Here is a 22,589-nt window from a genome sequence, read left to right as displayed (position 1 = left end):
GTTGCCATGAGCACCATTACCATTACCGACGCTGCCCACGACTATCTGGCTGATCTGCTGAGCAAGCAGAACACCCCGGGCATCGGCATCCGTGTGTTTATCACCCAGCCGGGCACCCAGTACGCCGAAACCTGCATTGCCTACTGCAAGCCGGGCGAGCAGAAGGCTGAAGACACCGCCTTTGGGCTGGCCAGCTTTACCGCCTGGATCGACGCAGTCAGCGAGCCCTTCCTGGAAGACGCCGTGGTCGACTACGCCACCGACCGTATGGGCGGCCAGCTGACCATCAAGGCCCCGAACGCCAAGGTGCCGATGGTCAACGAAGACAGCCCGATCAACGAGCGCATCAGCTACTACTTGCAGACCGAGATCAACCCAGGTCTGGCCAGCCACGGTGGCGAAGTCAGCCTGATCGATGTGGTTGAGGACGGAATTGCCGTGCTCAAGTTCGGCGGCGGTTGCCAGGGCTGCGGCCAGGTCGACCTGACCCTCAAGGAAGGTATCGAGAAGACCCTGCTCGAGCGCATTCCCGAGCTCAAAGGTGTGCGTGATGTGACCGATCACAGCATCAAGGAAAACGCCTACTACTAAGGCATTGAGATGCGGCCCAAACAAGAAGGCGACCTTAAGGTCGCCTTCTTGCTGTCTGTGATCTGTGGATAGAACAGTAGGATGGGTGGTAACCCATCGGCCAATTGATGGGTTACCACCCATCCTACGTCCTGGACCACTGTTCAAGGCCATCACGGCGAAGGAGGGTAAAGATTTCCACGGTCCGTTATTTAGCGACCGCAATGCTGCTCCGCTTAAATGAACGGCATTACCCATAGGGTCGCCTTTTTGCTGTCTGGGGGCTGTGGCTAGGCCTTAAGACGAGGCGGGTAGCAGGCTGCGTCTGGCCGGCAGCAGCATCAGCATGGCCAGGCCGACCAGGGGCAGGATCACCAGATTGAGCGCGCTCCAGCCGAGGCCGCTGATCAAAACACCGGCGCTGAATGCGGCCCCAGCGGCCAGTATGCCGTTGAGCAGCTCCATCAGGCCCTGGGCCTGGCCGCGCTGGGTTTCGTTATGGCCTTCGGCAAGCAGCGTGGTGCCGGCGACCAGCATCAGGTTCCAGCCCAGCCCGAGCAGCAACGAGCTGAATAGAAAGTGCAACTGCTGCAGGCCACTGAGGGCGACCGTGGCGCTAGCCAGCAGTATCAGCCCGCCCAGCAGGGCCACCCGGCGACTGCCGAGGCGGTCGACCAAAGGGCCGGCGAGGAAGGCGGGGAGGAACATGCCGAGCATATGCCACTGGATGACCTGGGCGCTGTTTTCCAGGGCAAAGCCGCAGAAGTTCATGGCCAGGGGCGTGGCATTCATCACCAGGACCATCAGGCCATTGCCCACCGCGGTGGTGGCGATGGCTGCGCGTATCACCGGGTTGCTCAGAAGCTGGCGTAACTCCTTGAGCCCGGCCTTGGCCCTGGGCGGTGCAGCACCTTCGCGCAATCTGCTCAGCAGTAGCAGGGCCAGCAGGGCGAGAACTGCGATCAGCAGGTAGGCCCCGACAAAGGGCCTGTCCAGCAGGCTGCCGGCCCCCAGCAGCAGGCTTGGCACCAGCAGGGCCGCTAGTACGCCGCCACCAATGACATAGGCGCTGGCGCGACCCTTTTCTGTCACATCGACGGCTTCCAGCGCGGCAAACCGGTAGTACATCGCCGACGCCTGATAAACGCCGATGGGCAGGGCTCCCAGGCAGAACAGAAGAAAGTCGCCCAGCCACACGCCCAGTGCGCTAAGCAGGCCGCCCAACACCCCTGCGCCAGCACCGAGCATCAAGCCGGGACGGCGGCCATGGCGCTGCATAAACAGCGACAGGGGCTGTACGGTAAACAGGTTGCCCAGCATCCACAGGCCCAGCGGCAGAGTGGCCAGGCTATTGAACGGGGCCAGTTGCAGCCCCACCAGGGCGGTAAGGGTGATGCCGATCATCGAGCACGACCAATACAACGCCTGGCCGGCAAACAACAAGCGGATCGCGGAGTTACGTAACAGCAGCATCGGCGTGCTCCCAGGGCGAATTTGGCGATAGCGATGGTTAAACCTTGTCACCACAGCCGGCGGGTTTGAGTACCCGCTCACTGGAGGCGGGGAAGTGTTCCAGTTTGGCGGCTGGGCGGCGCGGGCGGCTTAGCAGTTCGCCGCCGCAGTTTGGGCAGCTCCCGTGCAGGACCTGTTCGTTGCAAGCGCGGCAGAAGGTGCACTCGAACGAGCAGATCAGCGCATCTGGCGAGTCGCCGGGCAGGTCGCGGTCGCAGCATTCGCAGTTGGGGCGCAGTTGCAGCATGGCGGGCTCCTTGGGTTTGAGGTCGGTCAGGCGAAGCGTTCGCTGTATTCCTGGGGGCTGATGCCCAGGTGTTTGTGAAAGCTGCGCCGCAGGTTTTCCGCATGGGCAAAGCCACTCAGGCGGGCCACGGTGCCGATCGAGGCCTGGGCGCTCTGCAACAGAGTGCGCGCGGTTTCCAGGCGGATACGTTCGACATAGCGGCCAGGCCCCATGCCCAGCTCCTGAACAAACACCCGCGACAGCGTGCGCGGGGTCATATGGGCCTGCGTGGCCAGGGCCGGCAGGGACAGGTCATCGCTCAGGTGCAGGGGGATCCATTCGAGCAGGGCGGTCAGGCGCGGCACCCGGCTGGGTTCCGGGGTCAGCAGGGCGCTGAATTGGGCCTGTCCGCCGGGACGGCGCAGAAACATCACCAGGCGTCTGGCCACCGCCAGGGCGATGGGTCGGCCCAGGTCAGCTTCGACCAAGGCCAGTGCCAGGTCGATGCCGGCTGTGACCCCGGCCGAGGTGAAGATATGGCCGTTGCCAGCAGGGTCTTGGGGGTCGTAGGTGTGCAGGCAGTCGTCGGCTATTTCGACCTGCGGGTGGCGTGTACGCAGCTGCTCGACATCGGCCCAGTGGGTGGTGGCGCGACGGCCATCGAGCAGGCCGGCGGCGGCGAGGATCAGCGCGCCGGAGCAAACCGAGCCGAGGCGACGCACCTGAGGGGCGGCAGCGCCTAGCCAGGCCAGTAGTGGCTTGTTCTGACATTGCGCCTGTTCACCCAAGCCGCCAGGAATAAGCAGGGTGTCGATCTGCGCCGGATCGGTTTTGCCCCAGGCCTGCTCGGCCACCAGCTGAAAGCCGGCCGAGGTGGCAATGGCCCCCGGTTGTTCAGCAAGTACCAACAGCCGATAGAAAGGCGGTAGGCCCTGACGTTGACGCTCGTCATTGGCCGAGGCGAAGACCTGTAGCGGGCCGCTCAGGTCCAGGCTCATGACGTGGGGGTAGAGCAGGCAGGCGATGGTTTTCAGGGCATCCATGGAGGCGTTCTCGAGCGGCGAGGGATGCAGTGTGCGCCGATCGAGTAAATGGCAACAAGGACATTAAACCCACAGATATTGCCATTTTTCGCTCGCGCCGGGTGGGCGCGAGCGAGGGGCGGATTACTCCGGCATGCTCCAGGGTTCCAGGGCGAAACCTTGCTGGCTGAGCTGTTCGCGGGACTGTTGCAACAGGTTGGCGAACTGCACCGGGTCGCTGTAGACCGTGCTCGACAGCTGGGCGCGACCGAGCAGGCGGGTGCTGGTGCGGTCAATCACGCTAAGGCTGAGGTTACCAGTGCCATCCTGGGGTGCCCAGGCAACACACTGGAAAGGTTGAAAGGCGCGGCCGGCAATCAGCAGTGCTTCGTTAAAACGCAGCGGGGCGTTCATGGGGTCGGTTTCTCCGAGTTGATCCCAAATCTACAAGGGCAGGCGGTCAATACACGCTTGCCAGTCATAGGTGTTGATGACCGACCCTGACCCTCAAGTCACATAGTTGATTAAAAATGCAAGAAATTGTCCGTTTAATCACATTTTCACGGGCAATGCCGCGGTTGGCGTGACCTGTGAGCGATCTACCGGTTCGCCCCACAGGCTTAACAAGCGCTGAGCAGTTGGCGCAGGTAACGGCCGATATAGCGCTGAAAGCGCTTGTCGTGCCAATAGGTCAGGTGGCTCAGGGGCGTGTGCCGGGCGTACCAGGGGCCGACCGGCATGGCGCGGTCCTCGGCGACCACCGCGGCGTAGCTGGGCAAGGGCCTTAGCGGATAGCCCAGCGGGTCCGCCGGGGCATAGAGATTGAGCCAGCGCGCCTGCTCGCGTACTGCGTTGGGCAGGCAGTTGCCGGGAAAGCGGATCGGTATCACCGGGTCGCAGGCGAAGGTGAACAGCGGGATATTGCAGCCGAAAGTGATCAGGCCGCTGAGGGTTTCCAGGGCCAGGAAAGGGTCCAGCGGGCAGCTTTCGGCCTGGTTGATGCGTTGCTGGTCCCAGGCGAAGTTGGAAAAGATATGCCCGCCCAACGAATGCGCCAGCACCACCAGCGGGGTGTCGGCATCGACCTTGGCACGCAGGGCCAGCAGGCCGTTGCGCAGGCACTGATGCACTTCTTCGTAGGTGGTGTCGTAGGCCTGGCTGACCTTGCGGTAACCGCTGGCGTCGCCGAGAAACAGGGTAACGATGCGTCGGAGCCAGCGCCAACGCACCGGTTGGTCGCGCAGGCTCTGCAGGTAGGCGTACTGGCGGTTGTCCAGCACGCTGGCCCAGTACAGGCTCTGGAAGGCCACGTCGCTGGCTTCAATGCCAAGTTGCTGGCGCAGGCCGGCAATCAGGCCCTCGGCAAAAACGTGCTGGCCCTCGTCATTACGTAGGTCGGGCTGGGTGCCGATGCCATGAATAATGGCGACTGCGAGTTTTATCCTGGCCATCCGTGGTCATGCCTCGGTTACTGCTCGATTGATAATGGCCTGTTAAAGCGCTTGCAGGCGTTCGCCCAGACGGCCGCTGTCGACCAGTTCGAGAAACTCGTCGCCCAGGCGCTGGCTTTCGGCCATGGCCTGCTGCCAGTAACGCTGGCGGCCGGCATCGTCGCCCAGGTAGCGGCTGAAGTCCTTGCGGTCTGGCAGTTTGCCATGAGGCAGGCGGGCCAGGTAGTCGCGTGAGGGGGCCAGCAGGACGACATCCTGCAAACGGTCGCGGTCGCCACGACGCCAGGGCATGCCCTTGTCGAACCAGCCAGGGATCACTTTGTCGGTGAAGTGCGGGTAAAGCACGATGTCGTTGCCGCTGTAGGGCAGGTCCAGGTGGTAGTCGAGCAGGCCGCCATCGCGGTAGGTGCCGGGGCCGGCCCCTGGAATGTCGCGCACGCCCTGCATGACCATAGGGATGGAGCCGGAGGCGAGCAGGGCGTGGCGCAGGTTGCTGCTATCGAGTTGCAGGTAGCGCGAGGGGAAGTCGTGCAGCGCAGTCAGCGGCGGTGCCTGGCGGGCATCGTGGAGGATCACCCGCTCGAAGTGCCGGGCCAGGCGCGAACGGCCGAGCAGGTTGTTGCCGATCACCGACGACAGGCCCAGGCCGAGGGCCCCACGATGGTCATGCTGGAGCAGGCCGTGGCTCTTCACCACCACGATATTCAGGCGGTAATGGGCATTGCTGAGGATGCTGGCATCCTGGGCCTGCAGCAGCTGTTCGAGCATCAGGCTGCAGCTCTGTGACACCTCGGCCATGCTCACGCCCTTGGCAAAGCGCTGGGCGGTATAGAGGTCGCCCAGGCGGCGAATACCGGCAGCGGCATCGGGCAGGCAGGCACTGGCAAAGCGCCAGGAACCGATGGACGCGCCGATCAGCGCGCGTTCGCGTGGCGCACGCAATAGCCAGTCGCCGAACAGGGCCAGGTCCAGACCCTGGATACCCAGTGCCTTGGGGCCGCCGGCGGCACCGGGCAGAATGCCCACATCCGCCGGTTGCAGGCCATACTCGCGAATACGCGCAAGTGCCCGCTTACCGGCTTTGATGGTCAGGGCAGGGGACTTGATCAAGATCGCACTCATGCTGGCCTCCGTCGCGCAAGGCAGCGATTATAGAGCGCTGCTTTCTCAGGCCAAGCCACTTCAGCGCATGAATGATGCAAGCATGCAGGCGAGTAATTGGCACCCGCCCGGGTTTTAAGCTTGGATTAAGTCCGCGGCAGTACCTTGGGCTGCGTAGAAAGCCATTGCGTAAGGATATTCACGATGAACCGATTGACCGCTGTATTCACCGCCGCTGCCCTGACCCTAACTGCGGGCCTGGCCCAGGCTCGCGATCTCGGCCCGGACGAGGCGCTCAAACTGCGTGACGCCGGCACCATCCAGACCTTCGAAAAACTCAATGCCGCAATTCTGACCCAACATCCCGGCGGCACGCTCGAGGAGACCGAGCTGGAAGAAGAGTACGGTCGCTATATCTATCAGGTCGAAGTTCGCGACGCCCAGGGCGTGCAATGGGACGTCGAACTGGACGCCACCAACGGGCAAATTCTGAAGAACCAGCAGGACGACTGATGACTATCCGAGCGGCCCTTTACCGCACGCTGCTGGCTGCGCTGCTGGTCGTGCCGACCTTAAGCAATGCCCGCGACCTGAACCAGGATGAGGCCCTGCGCCTGCGCCGCGAGGGGTTGATTCTGCCCCTCGATCAGCTGATGCAGGTGGCGATGCAGCGTTACCCCGGTGCCGTGCTGCTCGAAGTCGAGCTGGAAGAGGAGGATGGCGTGCTGGTTTATGAGGTGGAGCTGGTGACCCAGCAGGGTGTGGTGCGCGAGCTGGAGCTGCATGCCGGCACCGCTGAAGTGCTCAAGGACGAGGTGGATGACTGAATGCGCCTGTTGCTGGTTGAAGACCATGTACCGCTAGCCGATGAGTTAGTCGCCGACCTGACTCGCCAGGGCTATGCAATCGACTGGCTGGCCGATGGTCGCGATGCGGCCTATCAGGGGGCGAGCGAACCCTATGACCTGATCATTCTCGACCTCGGCCTGCCTGGTAAACCGGGCCTGCAGGTGTTGCAGGAGTGGCGAGCAGGGGGCGTGATCACCCCGGTGCTGATTCTCACCGCACGCGGTTCCTGGGCTGAGCGTATCGAGGGGCTCAAGGCCGGGGCCGACGACTATCTGAGCAAACCCTTTCACCCCGAAGAGTTGCACCTGCGTATTCAGGCGCTGCTGCGTCGTGCCCATGGCCTGGCCAACCAGCCACAGCTGCACGCGGCGGGCTGGCAGCTGGACGAGCGCCAGCAGTGCGTCAGCCGCGGCGACCAGAAGATCGAGCTGACGGCCGCGGAGTTTCGGCTGTTGCGTTATTTCATGCTGCATGTCGGCCAGATACTGTCCAAGAGTCACCTGGCCGAGCACCTGTATGACGGCGAAAGCGAGCGCGACTCGAACGTTATCGAGGTGCACGTCAACCACCTGCGGCGCAAGCTGGGCCGCGAGGTGATAGAAACCCGCCGCGGCCAGGGTTATCGCTTCAGTGGGGCAGTTGCTTGAGGTCTATTCAGCGCCGCCTGAGTCTCGGCCTGGCCGGCGTATTGCTGGCCATCGGCCTGGTGCTGGCGCAGGGCAGCCTATGGCTGTTTGACCGCAGCCTGCGGAGCTATCTGCAGGACGGCCTGCAGGATGAAACCCAGACCCTGTTGAGCGCCCTGGTGCGTGGCCCGGTTGGTGTGCAGCTGGACGAGCAGCGCCTGAGTGCGGCGTTCCAGCGGCCCTATTCGGGGCTGTATTTTCGTATCGATTTTGCCGGGCAAACCTGGCGCTCGCGCTCCTTGTGGGATCGCGAGCTGTCGCCGATGGCCGAGCCCGGCCTGCAACAGGCCCTCGGTGAAGGGCCGCAGGGCCAGCTATGGCTGATCTACCGGGCGGATTACCAACGCTTTGGCCAGCAGATCACGATTCATGTAGCCCGCGATTACACCCCGGTGCTGGACAGTTTCCGGCGCGTGCAGCGCATCGTCCTGGGGCTTGGCCTGGCCGCGCTGGTGCTGATCCTGCTGTTCCAGCGGCTGATCGTCAGCCGCGCGTTGCGGCCGCTGGAGCGGGTTCGCCAGCAGATCATGCAGCTGCAGCAGGGCCAGCGCAGCCAGCTCGATCAGCAGGTGCCGCAGGAACTGGAGCCGCTGGTGGCGCAGATCAACCATCTGCTGACCCATACCGAGGCCACGCTCAAGCGCTCGCGCAATGCGCTGGGCAACCTCGGCCACGCCCTGAAAACGCCATTAGCGGTGCTGGTCAGCCTGGCTTCACGGGAAGAACTGCGGCAGTTACCGGAGCTGCAGGCCAGTTTGCACAGTCAGTTGCAGCAGATCGAGCAGCGGGTGGCGCGCGAGTTGGGGCGCGCGCGCCTGGCCGGCGAAGCCTTGCCAGGCGCGCATTTCGACTGCGCGGTGGAGTTGCCCGGGCTGTTCGCTACCCTGCGCATGATCCACGGCCACCATCTGCAGCTGGACTGGCAGGCCGCTGCCGGCTTGCGTTTGCCCTGGGACCGCGAGGACCTGCTGGAGCTGCTCGGCAATCTGCTGGATAACGCCTGTAAGTGGGCCGACAGCCAGGTGCGCCTGCAGATCGAGCGGGCGGCGGCGGGGTATCTGATCCGTATCGAGGACGACGGCCCTGGCATCAATCCGGCGCAGCGCGATGAGGTGCTCGGCCGCGGCAGTCGCCTGGACGAGCAGGTCGCCGGTCATGGTCTGGGCCTGGGCATCGTGCGCGATATTGTCGATGCCTGGGGCGGGCAACTGCAGCTGACCGAGAGCGCCCTGGGCGGCCTGGCGGTATCGATCGAGCTGCCCGCCCGCAGCCCTTGAGTCACGGCATGTGCTGGCACTCAAGGGCGGGCCGGATCAGAGGGTGTTTACAAAAGTAGCGAGCGATGGCCAGGCAAGGCGAAATCAGCCGAGAAAGCGGAGTGTACGAGTAGTACATGAGCATTTTGAGGTTGATTTCAACGCAGCATGGCCGAGCGCAGTAGTTTGTAAACACCCTCTCACATGCCGTTGGCAAATGCCGGGAGGCTCATGTCGATAGCCTCGCGCACGGGACGCAGGGCATGGGCGTACTTGACCAGAATATCCAGGTCGTAATCGAGGCGCGCGTGCAGGCGCTGGTCGTCCTCGCTGCTCGGCTCCACGCTGTTCATCACCTGTTCGACTCGGCGCACGATCAGGTGCTCGGGCAGGTAGCAGAGGCGACAGTTCTTGTAGCTGGACGCGCGCAGCTCACTGATCGGGTAGGCACCGCCGATGCCGGACGAAACCCCCACCAGCAGCGCCGGCTTGTGCGCCAGCTCGGCCTTGCTGGCGTAGATAAAGAAGTTCTTGATCGCCGGGCAGGCCATGCCATTCCACTCCGGGGAGATGATCACCACGGCATCGGCGGCCGCCAGTTGCTTGCTGTACAGGCCCCAGGGGCCGGTGTCGTCCGCGGGCCAGAGCGGCAGTGGAGCCAGGCCCAGGTCAATGACATTGCTCTGCGCATCATCGGTATGGCCCAACTGAATCAGACGCTGGCGAATAAAGCGTGCGACCTTGCCTGACTGGCTGTTGCTACGGCCGGAGCCGGCAGCCAAAGCGATATTGAGCATGTGGAACCCCCATAAATGAAAAACGCAGACTAGCCGGCGGCCAGTCTGCGTCGCAAGGAAGGAGCCGCCAAAGCGGCGGTCTTTTAGTGACAGTTCAGACGCGGAACTGATCCATCAGACTCTGCTGGTGGTTGGCCAGCTTGTTGAGGTTCTGGCTGATTTTCGCCGACTCATCGGCTTGGCCTGAGATCGATTCGGTGACATCGCGGATCGAGGCGACGTTGCGGTTGATCTCCTCGGCCACCGAGCTCTGCTCCTCGGCGGCGCTGGCGATCTGCAGGTTCATGTCGGTGATCACGCTGACCGCCTGGCTGATGCGCTGCAGCACCACCACCGCCAGCTCGACCTGTTCGACGCTGCCCTGGGCCTGGCGATGGCTGCTGTGCATGGTGCTGACCACTTCCTTGGTGCCATTCTGCAGACCCTCGATCACCTGGCGGATTTCCTCCACCGAGTCCTGGGTGCGTTTGGCCAGGTTGCGCACCTCGTCGGCGACCACCGCGAAGCCGCGGCCGGCGTCCCCGGCGCGGGCCGCTTCGATGGCGGCGTTGAGTGCCAGCAGGTTGGTCTGTTCGGCGATCGAGCGGATCACCTCCAGCACCGAGCCGATCTGCTGGCTGCTGTTGGCCAGCCCTTCGACCTCCTGCATGGCCACGTTCATTTCGCCCGCCAGCAGTTCGATGGTTGCGGTGGTCTTGCCGATCACGCTCATGCCTTCGCGGCTGGCCTGGTCGGCGGTGCGCGCCGCTTCCGCGGCTTGGGCGGCGTTGTGCGCGACATCCTGTGCGGTGGCGCTCATTTCCTGGAAGGCGGTGGCCACCTGATCGACCTCGCGGAACTGCTGCTGCATGCCGCTGCTGGTCTGGCTGGCAATCATGGCCGACTGGTCGGCCGTGCTGCGGGCGTCCTGCACGCTGAGTTTTACGTCGGCGATGATCGGCTGCAGCTTGTCGAGGAAGCGGTTGAACCAGCTGGCCAGTTCGCCCAGTTCATCCTGCTTGGCGTAGTCCAGGCGGCGGGTCAGGTCGCCCTCGCCACTGGCGATATCCTTGAGCATGGCCGCCACACCTAGAATCGGCTTGGTCACGCCCAGGGCGGTGAGCCAGATCAGCAGGATCCCGACCACCCCGGCGGCCAGACCCAGGCCCAGTGACACTGCGGTGCTGCGACTGTCCAAGGCGTCCATCTGGGCTTCCAGGCGGGTGGCCGGCTCGAGCAGCACCTGCTCGGGCACTTCCATCAACACACCCCAGGGTTTGGACGTGGGAATCGGCAGCAACGGCTGCAGCACTTGCATGGTGTCATTGTGGTGTAGCACTTCCGGTCGATTGCTCTGCAGCAGGCGCAGTATTTCGCCGTGCTGGTCGCTAAAGGCTTTTTCCAGCTTGCCGCCGAGCAGGCTGCTGTCACGGCTATGGCCGGCAAGAAGGCCGGCGGGACTGATGATGCTGACGTGTCCGGCTCCGTCGAACAGGCCCTTGCTCGCGCTGCTGCTCAGTTCCTGGACGCTGGCCAGGCTGATGTCGACGCCCAGTACGCCGATGATCTTGCCGTCCTGTTCGAGAGGGAAGGCAATACTGGTCATCAGGGTTTTTACCCCGTCGGCCTCGTCGATATAGGGATCGAGCAGGCACACCTCTTTGCTCTGCAGCGGGCAGCTGTACCAGGCGTTATAGGGCGCGCCGCTGATGCCCGGGGTGCTGTCGCTCAGCATTGCCTCGGTCATGGTTTCGGCACTCAGCTCGCCACTGGCGTCCTGCGACCAGTACAGGGCGAAGCGGCCCTGGTCGTTGCTGCTCAGGTTCTCCTGGTCGGTAAACAGCTCGTCCTTGCCATCCAGGGCATTGGCTTCGAAGGCGACATAGATGCCGAGCAGGCTGCGGTTGGCTTGCAAGGCACTGCGCACCTGACGGGTGAGGTCTTCACGCAGGTCGAAGGCATCGAGAAAGCGTTTTGCGGCCTGCTCGCGGATAAACAGCACCTGGGTGGCGGCCCCTCTGCCGTATTGATAGGCATCCATAAAGTAGCGCTGGATCTGCAGCGCTTGGGCCTGACCGCGGGCTTCCATGCGCAATTGTGCCGACTCCTCGAGCATGCTGCTGCTGGCCTCTTTTACCAGCTCGGCGCTGCGTGAGGCCTGGACCACGGAGGCACCGACCAGGACGGCCACGATGGTCAGTAGGCAGAGGCCGGCGAGCAGGGTGATTTTGAGCTGGATGGAGAGGCGGCTGAACAGCATTTTCAGGACCTTTTTATTGGCGAGACTGAAGCGCCTATCGGCGCGGGTACGGATTTCTTGAGGTGCTGAGCCGGCAAGGTGCAGGCCAGTGCAGCCGAGGTTAAACGAAATTCTGATCGTGGCGTGTAAAATAATTTACAGCTGTTTTGACAGTTTAGTCAGCATTGGGCAGAGTACGCGCCCTTCGCCGAACAGGCGCTGCATTCATAGAGGGCATCGGCCCTCGCGGACCTACCTAATTGCGGGAGTAAACAGATGAACGCAGTCGTTGCGGCAGTGGGGATCATGCTGATCCTCAGCTTGTGCCGTGTGCACGTTGTGGTGGCCCTGATCGTCGGCGCGCTGGCCGGTGGCCTGCTCGGCGGCCTGGGAGTTGATGGTGCGTTGGCGGCCTTCAACAAGGGCCTGGGGGGCGGGGCCACCGTGGCGCTGTCCTACGCCTTGCTCGGGGCTTTTGCTGTGGCAATTGCCAAGTCCGGCCTGGCCCATGCCCTGGCGGACAAGGCGCTGGCCATGGTGGGCCGGCAGGAGGGGCAGGGTGCGGGCCTGCTCAAGTGGTTGTTGATTCTGCTGCTGCTGGCGGTGGCCATTTCGTCGCAGAACGTTCTGCCGATCCATATCGCCTTTATTCCGTTGCTGGTGCCGCCATTGCTCTATGTGCTGAGCAAGCTGCAGCTGGATCGACGGCTGATTGCCTGCGTGCTGACCTTCGGTCTGATCACCCCCTATATGTTTCTGCCGGTGGGCTTTGGCGGGATCTTCCTCAACGAAATCCTATTAGCCAATGTGGCCAAGGCCGGTGTCGACACCACGGGGCTGAGCGTTACCCGGGCCATGGCGATTCCGGCTCTGGGTATGCTTTGTGGGTTGCTGGTGGCGGTGCTGTTCAGCTACCGGAAAAAACGTGTGTATGACTTGCAGAAGATCGAGCAGGTCGAGCGTGTCGAGGTGAGCTACAACCCCTGGAGCCTACTGGCGGCGGGCGTGGCCATAGTCGCCGCCTTTGTCGTGCAGCTGTGGCTGGACTCGATGATCATCGGTGCCCTGGTGGGTTTCGTGGTGTTCTCGGTGTCCGGCGTAGTGCGCTGGAAAGAGGCCGACGGCCTGTTTACCGAAGGCATGAAGATGATGGCGATGATCGGCTTTATCATGATCGCCGCCGCCGGTTTTGCCGAGGTGATGAAAGCCACGGGTCAGGTGCAGACCCTGGTCGACAGTTCGGCCGAGCTGATTGGCCACAACAAGGCCCTGGGCGCACTGCTGATGCTGCTGGTTGGCCTGCTGGTGACCATGGGTATCGGTTCGTCTTTCTCCACGGTGCCGATTATCGCGGCGATCTTCGTGCCTCTGGGGCTGACGCTGGGCTTCAGCCCGCTGGCCATCCTGTGCATCGTCGGCACTGCAGGGGCGCTGGGCGATGCCGGCTCGCCCGCTTCCGACTCCACCCTGGGGCCTACCTCGGGGCTGAATGTCGATGGTCAGCACAACCATATCTGGGACAGCGTGGTGCCGACCTTCCTGCACTACAACCTGCCGCTGCTGGTATTCGGATGGGCAGCAGCTATGGTGATTTAACCGGGGCATGGTTTGTCCGCTGCGTGATGGTGGCAGACGACTCAACCTTTCAGCGGGGCTACCGATAAATCGGTAGCCCCGTTTTTATTTGGCCTTACCGCTAAGCAAGGATCAGTCCGATGCGCCTGACATTGAAGATGAAAGTGGTACTGCTTGCCCTGGTTCCCGTGGTGCTGTTTGCCCTGGTGCTCAGTGGCGCGGCAGCCAAGGTTCTGCAGAACCTGGCCGCCCAGGAGGTCGAGGAAACCCGCGAGCGCCTGCTGGAGGAAAGCCGCAGCGAGTTGCAGCACTATGTGCAGATTGCCCTGGGTTCGGTGCAGACGCTGTATGACGGTGCCGCGCAAGGCGATATGGCCAGCCGCGAACAGGCCATCGCCGTGTTGTCGAAGATCAAGTACGGCAAGGATGGCTATTTCTTCGGCCATGACTCCAATGTAGTGCGCCTGTTCCGCGGCGACAGCCCGGTGGATGTCGGCAAGAGCCTGACCGATCGCCGCGACCCCAATGGCGTATATATCAACCGTGAGCTGGTGAACGTCGCCAAGAACAACACCTACTACGTCAATTACAGTTCGCCACTGCCGACCGATGATTCGGTCCTGGTGCCGAAAATGGCCTACAGCTACTACCTGCCGAAATGGGACATGGCCCTGGGCACGGCGATCAACCTGGATGGCGTCGAGGCGCAAATTGCCAAGGTGCAGGTCGAGATCGACCAGCGCATCGGCACCCTGATCACCAGCATCCTGGTGATTGCCGCGGTGCTGCTGGTGGTGTTCGGCATAGCCGGGGTGGTGCTGAGCAACACCTTCCTGCGCCCGCTGCAGCAGATCAAGAACAACCTCGACGATATCGCCGCGGGCGAGGGCGATCTAACCCGCCGTCTGCCGATCAATGGCGATGACGAGTTGGGCCAGCTGGCGGGCTCCTTCAACCGCTTTGTCGAGAAGATTCACGGCCTAGTGCGGCAGATCGTCGATATGACTGAGCAGTTGACCGAGCTGGTCGGCCAGGTCTCGGCCCAGGCGCAGCGCTCGGAAGAGGCCATGGAGCGTCAGCGCCATGAGACCGATCAGGTGGCCACCGCCATCAATGAAATGTCGGCTGCGGCCCACGAGGTCGCGCAAAGTGCCCAGGGTGCGGCGGAGGCGGCGCAGAAGACTGACACCGAAGGCCAGGCGGCAAAACTGGTGGTCGATGGCAGCATCGCGCGCATCCACACCCTGGTGGACGATATCCGCGGCAGCGGGGTGTCCCTCGACAACCTGCAGAAGGATGTCGCTTCGATTGTCAGTGTGCTCGACGTGATTCGCTCGATTGCCGAGCAGACCAACCTGCTGGCGCTCAATGCCGCCATCGAGGCGGCCCGGGCCGGTGAAGCGGGGCGCGGTTTTGCGGTGGTTGCCGACGAGGTGCGCGCGCTGGCCAGCCGGACCCAGCAGAGCACCCAGGAAATTCAGGGCATGATCGACCGCCTGCAGAAGGGTACTGAGGATGCGGTGACCTCGATGCGCCGCTCCAGCGATGCCGGCGATGTGACCAGCGAACAGGCCAACAAGGCTGGCCAGTCGCTGGACGCCATTGCCCAGCTGATTGCCACCATCAATGCAATGAACGCGCAGATTGCCAGCGCCGCCGAGGAACAGACCGCGGTGGCCGAGGAAATCAATCGCAGCGTGCACAAGATCGCCGTGGCGGTGGACAGCGTGGCCGACGAAACCCAGCAGGGCGCGCAAACCGCGCGCAATCTCAATGCCCTAGGCGACCGCCTGGGCGCGCTGGTGCGCCAGTTCCGTATCTAGTGAAGGGCTGCCGGTGTGCGGATTAGATCGCGGCCCTGCCGGTGCAAGCAAAAAGCGGGTCATGGCCCCGAAGGGCCATGACCCGCTGGTTACTCGTTCAACAGGCTCCTAGAGCAGCCGCCGACCATCTTCGCGGGTGATGATCACCGTGGCCGAGCGTGGTCGTTTGCCCGGGCCATCGGGCCAAGTGCTGCCATCGTCCGGGTGCTGGATATTGACGAACAGCGTCTTGAAGTCCGGTGTCTGGCTGATGCCAGTGACTTCGCAGCCAACTGGCCCGACCAGGAAGCGCTTGACCTCGCCGGTTTTCGGGTCGGCCACGAGCATCTGGTTGTTGCCGAACGGGCCGCTGCCGAGCTGGCCGCCGCTCATGTCGGTTTGAATCCACAACCGCCCCTCATCATCGAACCACAGACCATCCGGGCTGGCGAAAATGTTGCTGTCGTTCAGGGCTCGGCCGCGCGGGTCGCGGCTGTCGTCCTGGGTGCCGCCGAGCAGGAAGATATCCCAGGCAAAACGGTTGCCGGCGAAATCCTTGCTGGCTTCGCGCCAACGAATGATGTGCCCGTAAGGGTTCGGGCTGCGTGGGTTGGCAGCGTCGCTGGTGGTGCGGCTGCTGTTGTTGGTCAGGGTGAAGTAGACGTCGCCGGTATCCGGGTTGACCGCACCCCATTCCGGACGGTCCATCTTGGTCGCGCCGACGATATCGGCGGCCAGACGGGTGTTGATCAGCACCTCGCCCTGATCGGCAAAGCTTACCCCTGCGGCGGCGCAGGCAGCCTGGAAGGCCGGGTCGGCGAAGTCCAATGCCAGCCAGGTGCCAGTGCCGTCGGCATCGAAGCGCGCGACGTAGAGGGTGCCCTTGTCCAATAGGTAGTTTTTTGCTTTGCCGCGCTGGTACTTGTCGCGGCTGACGTATTTGTAGATGTACTCGTTCTGCGCATCGTCGCCGGAATAGCAGACCAGGCGTTTGCCGGGCTTGACCGGGGCGAACACCAGGCCCTCATGGGCGAAGCGGCCCAGGGCGGTACGTTTGACAGGCACCGATTGCGGGTCGAAGGGGTCGATCTCGACAATCCAGCCGAATTGGTTCGGCTCGTTGCGATAGTCTTCGCTGGCATCGCTGCCGCGTTGGCTGGCGTCGAAGCGCTGGAACTCATCACCTGCCAGGGTTTCCCAACCGTAGCGGCTGGTTTTGCGGATACCGTAGCGGCTGTGTTCGCGCGGTTGCTCGCTGTCTTGGCTGGCAAAATAGCCGGCCCAGTTTTCCTCGCAGGTAAGGTATGTACCCCAGGGCGTATGGCCATTTGCGCAGTTGTTCTGGGTGCCGCGCGCCCAGGTGCCGCTCTTGCTGTGGCGGGTTTTCATCAGCGCGTTGCCGCGGGCTGGGCCGGCGATGGTCATTGGCGTGGCCGCGGTGATGCGGCGGTTACGCGCGCTCGGCACAACGGCCCAATCGCCGCGTTTGTTGCGACGGATCTCCACCACGGACACGCCGTGGGCGTTGATCTCCTTACGCACTTCGTCGGCAATGGTGCGTTTGCCGGCGACCGTAGTAGGGCCGTTGGGATGCAGCAGTTGTGCATCGATGTACTCGTGATTGAGAACCAGCAAGCCATGATCGGAGCGCGTGCCTTTGCCCGACTGGGTATCGATGGGGAAGAAGTGCATGCCGTCGTGGTGCATGCCGAGCTGCTCGGCCTGATCCTGGGCGCTGTTGCTGGCGTCCTCGGCGAATGCCGGGTAGCTGCCGGTGAGCGGTGTGCCCCAAGGGATAAAGGGCTTGGCCTTGAAGCCTGCGGGCACCGTAATGGTGTCGGCGCGGGTTACCGCCACGGGCGCGAAGGGCAGACGATTACGCTTGAACGGCTGGCCCTTGAGGCGTTCTTGCAATGCATCCAGTGGCTCGGCGGCTTCGGCGCTAGTCGACAGGCCAATGCCGAGAAATGCCATGGCACCAATGGCGGCCCCGCCAGCAACGACCTGGCGGCGCGCCAGACTCGGGTTGATTAGCTGGTTGATATGGGGGTTGCCGGAATGGTTGCTGGGGAGTTCATCACCGTTGCCGAACAGCGTGGTGCTCTGGTCATCATGGGGGCTCATGCAAGGCTCCTTCAGGTTAATCGACGGGTCCTTGACGCTAACCAAGGATTGCGACGAAACCATGACAGGCCCTGTGTCGCGGCGCACAAAACCAGCGACTAAAATACAACGCAAAAAAAAACCCCAGCATTTCTGCCGGGGTTCTTCTTTAAACACCCTCAACCTTGATCGTGGTCTCGGTTGAGTGAGCCGGTTCTTAGCTGAACTGGTTCATGGTGTTGTCTTTGCCGCCGGCTTTCAGGGCCGCTTCACCAGCGAAGTACTCTTTGTGAGCGTCGCCGATGTCGGAACCGGACATGTTCTGGTGCTTAACGCAGGCGATGCCTTGACGGATCTCCTGACGCTGAACGCCTTTCACGTAGGCCAGCATGCCTTGCTCTGCGAAGTAACCTTTGGCCAGGTTGTCGGTGGACAGCGCGGCGGTGTGGTAGGTCGGCAGAGTGATCAGGTGGTGGAAGATACCAGCCTGAGCGGAACCATCACGCTGGAAGGTACGGATCTTCTCGTCAGCAACCTGAGCCAGCTCGGTTTCGTCGTAGTCGACGCTCATCAGCTTGGTGCGGTCGTAGGCGGAAACGTCCTTGCCTTCAGCAACAAAGGTATCGAATACCTGCTGGCGGAAGTTCAGGGTCCAGTTGAACGATGGGCTGTTGTTGTAAACCAGCTTGGCGTTCGGGATGGTTTTACGGATTTCGTTAACCATTTCTGCGATCTGGCCGACGTGTGGCTTCTCGGTTTCGATCCACAGCATGTCAGCGCCGTTCTGCAGCGAAGTGATGCTGTCCAGTACGCAGCGCGCCTCACCGGTGCCAGCACGGAACTGGAACAGGTTGGACGGCAGACGCTTAGGACGCAGCAGCTTGCCTTCGCGGTTCAGAACCACGTCGCCGTTCTTCAGGTCGGCAGGGGAGACTTCTTCGCAATCCAGGAAGGAGTTGTACTGGTCGCCCAGGTCGCCCGGCTCGTTGGTAACAGCGATCTGCTTGGTCAGGCCAGCACCCAGGGAGTCGGTACGCGCAACGATCACGCCGTTGTCGATGCCCAGCTCGAGGAATGCGTAGCGAACAGCGTTGATCTTGGCCAGGAAGTCGGCGTGAGGAACGGTCACTTTACCGTCCTGGTGGCCGCACTGCTTCTCGTCGGAAACCTGGTTTTCGATCTGGATGCAGCAAGCACCCGCTTCGATCATCTTCTTGGCCAGCAGGTAGGTGGCTTCCGGGTTACCGAAACCAGCGTCGATGTCGGCGATGATTGGCACTACGTGGGTTTCGTAGTTGTCGATCTGCTCCTGCAGGTCAGCCGCTTTGGCGTTGTCGCCAGCAGCGCGAGCAGCGTCCATAGCGGTGAACAGCAGGTCCAGCTCACGGGCATCAGCCTGGCGCAGGAAGGTGTACAGCTCTTCGATCAGGCCGGAAACCGAAGTTTTCTCGTGCATGGACTGATCCGGCAGCGGACCGAAGTCCGAACGCAGAGCAGCAACCATCCAGCCCGACAGGTAGAGGTAGCGCTTGTTGGTGGTCTTCAGGTGCTTCTTGATCGAAATCAGCTTCTGCTGACCGATGAAACCATGCCAGCAGCCCAGGGACTGGGTGTAGACGGAGGAGTCAGCATCGTACTCAGCCATGTCTTTGCGCATGATATCGGCAGTGTACTGAGCGATTTCCAGACCGGTTTTGAAGCGGTTCTGGGCGCGCATGCGGGCCACGGACTCAGGGTCAATAGCGCTCCAGCTGCTGCCTGCGGCGGCTTTAAGGGCGGCAACGGCTTTGATGTCGTTTTGATAAGCTGACATGGTCAATCCTTCAAAGTATGTGTTTGGTTGAGCACCGACTTCCCCACTGAACACCTGTGTAGCCGGAGGGTGTTGTGGCGCACTGCAGAACGTCGAGAGGTCGACTAAGACGGAATTGATCCGGGAGGAGGGTGACGAGCTAAACAGTCTGCTGATGGTCAGCTACTGCAAATGACTGGGTCATTTGGCGCTTACCGGATCAAGGATGCCGGCGGGCGACTCAGATGCTGCGACTCATGCTGGCTGATTCAAACGCTTCCCCGTCCCTCAGGACAACTTCGTTCCAGTCGCAATCTCATCGAACCGCCTTGTGGGCTTTACAACGCAAATCGGCTCGGACGGTAAGTTGGAGCGCGATTCGGAGGTCCTTTCGGTACCTCTGATTAGCGGGAGCGGGGCCATCATGCCTCCGCCAAAAGTGTTCGTCAATTATTTTGTAGTGCTTTTTACGTACTACTACATAAGTCCTATAGCGACTGGCAAGTCAGGCTGCAGCTGCTTCAGTCGACGACTTCAACCATCACCCGCAGGCTCATGTCCTCGCGACCCTGGGTCGAGCGGCGTTGCAGAAAACCGTCGCGATCGACCTGGCTCTGTTCGCTGACGCCGCCGATGCTGATCCATTCGCCAAGGCGGCCGCTGACCCGGGTGTCGGTGCTTTGCACGTCGATGGCACCCGGCTGGGACTGGCTCAAGCGGTCGCGGTTACTGCTGATGCTGATATGTACCCGCTCGCCGCTAAGGCTGGCGCTGACATAGAAGCCGCGGGTTACATCGCGGTATTGGGTGTTGTGGTAGGGCTGGCCGTAGGCGTCGTGACCGTAGCTGGTCAGGGGCACGCTCTGGCCGACCTGGATCAGCGCCGGGTAGCCTTCGGTGGCCTGCACCTGTTGGGTGCCGCCGCCCCGGCTGTCGGTGCTGCGGCGGATGATGCGCACCTGATCACGGCCCTGAATCTCGCCCCGGCCGATCTGCGCCTGAGCATCGCCGGCGCTGATGCTGCCATCCACGCGGTAGCCCTGGTCGTTCTGCTGGCTGGATTCGCTGCTGTCGACGCTGATCAGCAGACGGCGCGGTTGGGTGTCCAGTTGCAGCAACAGGTTGCGAACTTCCTCGATCTTCGCCGGCGCGGCATTGACGATCAACTGGTTGCCATAGGCGTTGACCTTGCCCTCATGACCGAGCACCGATTGCACCACGCTGAGCACTTCATCTGCCGTGCGGAAATTCAGCGGAATCACTTCGGTGGCGGCGCTGAGCGACAGGCTGCAGCTCAGCAGGGTTGCGGCAAGCAGGGTACGCAGCGTCATAGCAGAAAACTCCGTAAGTCGGCATCGGTGGTGCTGATATCCCAGGCTTGGTCGAACTGGGTGCGGCGCAGGCGGACCCGGCCGGGGTCCTGGTACAGGGCGTAGCCACTGAACTGGCTGATTTCCGGGAGCAGCAGCAAACCGCAGTCATCGGCCAGCAGAAACCCAAGCTCCTCGCTGGGGTGGTCCGGGTTGAGCTTGCGGATCTGCAGGTTAGAGGACAGGCGGCGCGACAGGCTGAGCAGGCGATGGCCTTCGCGGGTCGCGCGGCTGGTGTCCCTGAGCAGGATGCGCAGCTGGTTGCGCGGGCTGGCCAGAAGAAACCGGGTGCAGGCCTCCTGCACGCTGCTGTGGTGATAGAGCCAGGGCTCCAGGTCATGGCTGTAGATGCACAGGCTGCGCTGGGCTTGCTGGAGCAGGGCGAGGGCGTGAGCGCGTGCCTGCTCGGGCTGGCTGAAACGTTCCAGATCCGGATGCTGGCCGAGGATAAAGGGCGCAGGCTCCGCGCGGGGGCTGTCGCCTGGCTGGCTGGGCGGGTTGTGCACGGCAAAACGCCCCGGAGACTGAAACTCGATGGCGGGGAGCTCTGTGGGCTCTTGGCTTTCGGTTGCGTCTGACGGGGCGTTTTTGTCGTTCATCTTGGCCTCTAGCTGTGTCGCACCATATCCACGTGGGGGATGCCGGCGTCCAGGTACTCGCCACTGACAATGGCGAAGCCGAGCTTTTCATAGAAGGCGGTGGCCTGCACCTGGGCGCTGAGCATTTGCTGCTCGAGCCCGCGTTTTTCCGCTTCTGCGACCACCGCATTGATCAGTGCGGCTCCGACATTCAGGCCACGCCAGTCCTTGAGCACCGAGACCCGACCGATATGGCCGTCGGGCAGCAGGCGCGCGGTGCCGATTGGGTAGTCGCCCTCGTAGGCGAGAAAATGCACGGCATCGGCGTCTTCGGCGTCCCATTCGAGTTCCGGTGGTACCGCTTGTTCAGCGATAAACACGGTTTCGCGAATGCGCCGCAGATCGGCATTGTCCTTCTGCCAGTCGGCCAGGCGGACGTGAATCTCACTCATCAGCAAACTCCAGGCTGCCTTGTTTGACCAGTTCCACCAACAGATTACGCCCTTCGTCATCGGCAAGCCACGCGCCGAGATTGTCGATATGCAGGGCATCGGCCGAGCACACCAGTTTCAGCAGCTCTCGCAGGCTGGCCGAGAGCAGGCGGCTCTGGCCGCTGGCGAACAGCACCAGATCTTCGCCGACTTCCGACCAGGCCATACGCGCGCTGGGGTTGCGCACCAGCACTGCGCCATCTTCCAGGCCGGCGAGGAAGGTTTCTTCGTCGATTTCGATGCCGGCAATCAGCTCCGGATACTTGGGCTCGGTCATAAACTGGCCGAACCAGGTCATCAGCAGGCGCTCGTCGCTCATATGCTCGGTGAGCAGGGCCTTGAGGCGGTCCAGGGCGTCGCGCTGGATCTGTGTGGGGTCGTCGGTCGGCTGTGCGTCGGCGTCGCTGTAGCGTTCCTCATCGGGGAGGAACTGGCCGAGAAAATCGGTGAAATGGGTCAGAACTTCGGCGGCGCTCGGCGCGCGGAAGCCTACGGAATATGTCATACAGTCATCCTCAGCGGTACCACAGTGGGCCAGAAGCGGCGGCAGATAGAGCATGTCGCCGGGCTCCAGGACCCATTCTTCAGTTTTAACGAATTCGGCGAGGATCCTCAGATCCGCGTGGGGCAGCAGCGGGCTGTCCGAGTTGCACATCTGGCCGACTTGCCAGAGGCGCTTGCCGTGGCCCTGCAGGAGGAACACGTCGTAGTTGTCGAAATGCGGGCCAACGCCGCCGCCAGGTGCGGCGAAGCTGATCATCACGTCGTCGATGCGCCACTTGGGCAGAAACTTGAACTGCTCGAGCAGCTCGGCCACTTCCGGGACGAACTGGTCGACGGCCTGCACCAGCAGAGTCCAGTCACGCTCGGGCAGTTCGGCAAAGGCGTCTTCGGCGAAGGGGCCACGGCGCAGTTCCCATGGGCGTTCGCCGTGCTCGATGACCAGGCGCGACTCGATTTCTTCTTCCAGCGCCAGGCCGGCCAGCTCGTCCGGGGAAATCGGGCTTTCGAAGCCAGGGATGGCCTGGCGTACCAGCAGGGGTTTCTTCTGCCAGTAGTCACGCATGAACTCGCGGGCAGTAATGCCGCCCAGCAGTTGCAGCGGAGTATCAGGATTCATTGCTAAGCCCTTGAAATAAATAAAAGCCTGGAAAAGAAAACGCCCGGCATAGCCGGGCGTCAGAGGGCTA

Annotated in this window: 21 protein-coding genes and 1 pseudogene; 7 read left to right on the top strand and 15 right to left on the bottom strand. The window is 62.5% G+C overall.

The genetic code is table 11. The annotated features are described in order from the left end of the window. The first annotated feature begins 6 nt into the window (after positions 1 to 6). The gene (gene nfuA / locus VMP31_RS11490) at positions 7 to 591 is read left to right on the top strand and encodes a Fe-S biogenesis protein NfuA (RefSeq protein ID WP_325507180.1); all 585 of its coding nucleotides are present in this window, start codon (positions 7 to 9) and stop codon (positions 589 to 591) included. A gap of 276 nt (positions 592 to 867) precedes the next feature. Here nfuA and VMP31_RS11485 read toward each other — a convergent pair whose 3' ends face one another. The 6 genes from VMP31_RS11485 to VMP31_RS11460 all read right to left on the bottom strand — a co-directional run bounded on the left by VMP31_RS11485 (position 868) and on the right by VMP31_RS11460 (position 5,903). Next, positions 868 to 2,040 carry an MFS transporter gene (locus VMP31_RS11485; RefSeq protein ID WP_325507213.1) on the bottom strand — a complete coding sequence of 391 codons (1,173 nt, stop codon included), beginning with the start codon at positions 2,038 to 2,040 and terminating at the stop codon, positions 868 to 870. A gap of 40 nt (positions 2,041 to 2,080) precedes the next feature. Next, the gene (locus tag VMP31_RS11480; RefSeq protein ID WP_325507178.1) at positions 2,081 to 2,329 is read right to left on the bottom strand and encodes a DUF1272 domain-containing protein; all 249 of its coding nucleotides are present in this window, start codon (positions 2,327 to 2,329) and stop codon (positions 2,081 to 2,083) included. A 26-nt stretch (positions 2,330 to 2,355) separates the two neighbouring features. Then, positions 2,356 to 3,351: a GlxA family transcriptional regulator gene (locus VMP31_RS11475; RefSeq protein ID WP_325507176.1), complete on the bottom strand. Its 996-nt coding sequence runs from the start codon at positions 3,349 to 3,351 to the stop codon at positions 2,356 to 2,358. Between the two features lie 123 nt (positions 3,352 to 3,474). After that, the gene (locus VMP31_RS11470; RefSeq protein WP_325507174.1) at positions 3,475 to 3,744 is read right to left on the bottom strand and encodes a hypothetical protein; all 270 of its coding nucleotides are present in this window, start codon (positions 3,742 to 3,744) and stop codon (positions 3,475 to 3,477) included. Positions 3,745 to 3,950: 206 nt separating this feature from the next. Then, the gene (locus tag VMP31_RS11465; RefSeq protein ID WP_325507211.1) at positions 3,951 to 4,772 is read right to left on the bottom strand and encodes a hypothetical protein; all 822 of its coding nucleotides are present in this window, start codon (positions 4,770 to 4,772) and stop codon (positions 3,951 to 3,953) included. 51 nt (positions 4,773 to 4,823) lie between these two features. Continuing rightward, positions 4,824 to 5,903, bottom strand: coding sequence for a patatin-like phospholipase family protein (locus VMP31_RS11460; protein ID WP_325507172.1), 1,080 nt, complete (start codon positions 5,901 to 5,903; stop codon positions 4,824 to 4,826). A gap of 183 nt (positions 5,904 to 6,086) precedes the next feature. Between VMP31_RS11460 and VMP31_RS11455 the strand changes: the two genes are divergently transcribed. Genes VMP31_RS11455 through VMP31_RS11440 form a run of 4 tightly spaced genes read left to right on the top strand, consistent with a single transcriptional unit; the run spans position 6,087 to position 8,694 of the window. Then, entirely contained in the window at positions 6,087 to 6,395 is a 309-nt protein-coding gene (locus tag VMP31_RS11455; RefSeq protein ID WP_325507170.1) for a PepSY domain-containing protein, read from the top strand. Positions 6,396 to 6,400: 5 nt separating this feature from the next. Continuing rightward, on the top strand, positions 6,401 to 6,709 hold the full coding sequence (locus VMP31_RS11450; RefSeq protein ID WP_325507209.1) for a PepSY domain-containing protein: 309 nt from the start codon (positions 6,401 to 6,403) through the stop codon (positions 6,707 to 6,709). Further along, positions 6,710 to 7,378 (top strand): response regulator transcription factor, encoded by a 669-nt coding sequence (locus tag VMP31_RS11445; RefSeq protein WP_325507168.1) that lies wholly within the window; start codon positions 6,710 to 6,712, stop codon positions 7,376 to 7,378. Further along, entirely contained in the window at positions 7,375 to 8,694 is a 1,320-nt protein-coding gene (locus VMP31_RS11440; protein WP_325507166.1) for a sensor histidine kinase, read from the top strand. The genes VMP31_RS11445 and VMP31_RS11440 overlap by 4 nt, the downstream gene beginning before the upstream one ends. Before the next feature lie 179 nt (positions 8,695 to 8,873). On the opposite strand, the gene VMP31_RS11435 is transcribed toward VMP31_RS11440, so the two are convergent. The 3 genes and pseudogenes from VMP31_RS11435 to VMP31_RS23380 all read right to left on the bottom strand — a co-directional run. After that, on the bottom strand, positions 8,874 to 9,470 hold the full coding sequence (locus VMP31_RS11435; RefSeq protein ID WP_325507164.1) for an NADPH-dependent FMN reductase: 597 nt from the start codon (positions 9,468 to 9,470) through the stop codon (positions 8,874 to 8,876). Positions 9,471 to 9,564: 94 nt separating this feature from the next. Next, positions 9,565 to 10,320: a methyl-accepting chemotaxis protein gene (locus VMP31_RS23385; protein WP_414705452.1), complete on the bottom strand. Its 756-nt coding sequence runs from the start codon at positions 10,318 to 10,320 to the stop codon at positions 9,565 to 9,567. 102 nt (positions 10,321 to 10,422) lie between these two features. After that, a pseudogene (locus VMP31_RS23380) lies at positions 10,423 to 11,490 on the bottom strand (HAMP domain-containing protein); the annotation flags it as partial. 474 nt (positions 11,491 to 11,964) lie between these two features. Between VMP31_RS23380 and VMP31_RS11425 the strand changes: the two are divergent. Further along, positions 11,965 to 13,284, top strand: coding sequence for a Na+/H+ antiporter family protein (locus tag VMP31_RS11425; RefSeq protein ID WP_325507160.1), 1,320 nt, complete (start codon positions 11,965 to 11,967; stop codon positions 13,282 to 13,284). Positions 13,285 to 13,403: 119 nt separating this feature from the next. Continuing rightward, a complete protein-coding gene (locus VMP31_RS11420; protein ID WP_325507158.1) occupies positions 13,404 to 15,086 on the top strand; it encodes a methyl-accepting chemotaxis protein in 1,683 nt (560 codons plus the stop codon). 108 nt (positions 15,087 to 15,194) lie between these two features. Here the strand turns inward: VMP31_RS11420 and VMP31_RS11415 are convergent, their stop codons facing one another. The 6 genes from VMP31_RS11415 to VMP31_RS11390 form a co-directional block, all read right to left on the bottom strand. Next, positions 15,195 to 17,189 carry a PhoX family phosphatase gene (locus VMP31_RS11415; protein ID WP_325507156.1) on the bottom strand — a complete coding sequence of 665 codons (1,995 nt, stop codon included), beginning with the start codon at positions 17,187 to 17,189 and terminating at the stop codon, positions 15,195 to 15,197. A 196-nt stretch (positions 17,190 to 17,385) separates the two neighbouring features. Next, complete coding sequence (locus VMP31_RS11410; protein WP_325507154.1) at positions 17,386 to 18,981, bottom strand: isocitrate lyase; 1,596 nt, start codon at positions 18,979 to 18,981, stop codon at positions 17,386 to 17,388. Between the two features lie 500 nt (positions 18,982 to 19,481). Continuing rightward, a complete protein-coding gene (locus tag VMP31_RS11405) occupies positions 19,482 to 20,291 on the bottom strand; it encodes a secretin N-terminal domain-containing protein (RefSeq protein ID WP_325507152.1) in 810 nt (269 codons plus the stop codon). Then, positions 20,288 to 20,929 (bottom strand): histone acetyltransferase HPA2, encoded by a 642-nt coding sequence (locus VMP31_RS11400; protein ID WP_325507150.1) that lies wholly within the window; start codon positions 20,927 to 20,929, stop codon positions 20,288 to 20,290. Before VMP31_RS11400 ends, VMP31_RS11405 begins: the two co-directional genes overlap by 4 nt. 8 nt (positions 20,930 to 20,937) lie before the next feature. Further along, entirely contained in the window at positions 20,938 to 21,360 is a 423-nt protein-coding gene (locus VMP31_RS11395; protein WP_325507148.1) for a GNAT family N-acetyltransferase, read from the bottom strand. Continuing rightward, positions 21,353 to 22,519: a cupin domain-containing protein gene (locus tag VMP31_RS11390; RefSeq protein WP_325507146.1), complete on the bottom strand. Its 1,167-nt coding sequence runs from the start codon at positions 22,517 to 22,519 to the stop codon at positions 21,353 to 21,355. Before VMP31_RS11390 ends, VMP31_RS11395 begins: the two co-directional genes overlap by 8 nt. Between the last annotated feature and the right edge of the window lie 70 nt (positions 22,520 to 22,589).

Origin of the sequence: Pseudomonas sp., assembly GCF_035512415.1 — a bacterium.
Lineage (GTDB): Bacteria > Pseudomonadota > Gammaproteobacteria > Pseudomonadales > Pseudomonadaceae > Aquipseudomonas.
This window is presented reverse-complemented; position numbering and strand designations above follow the sequence as displayed.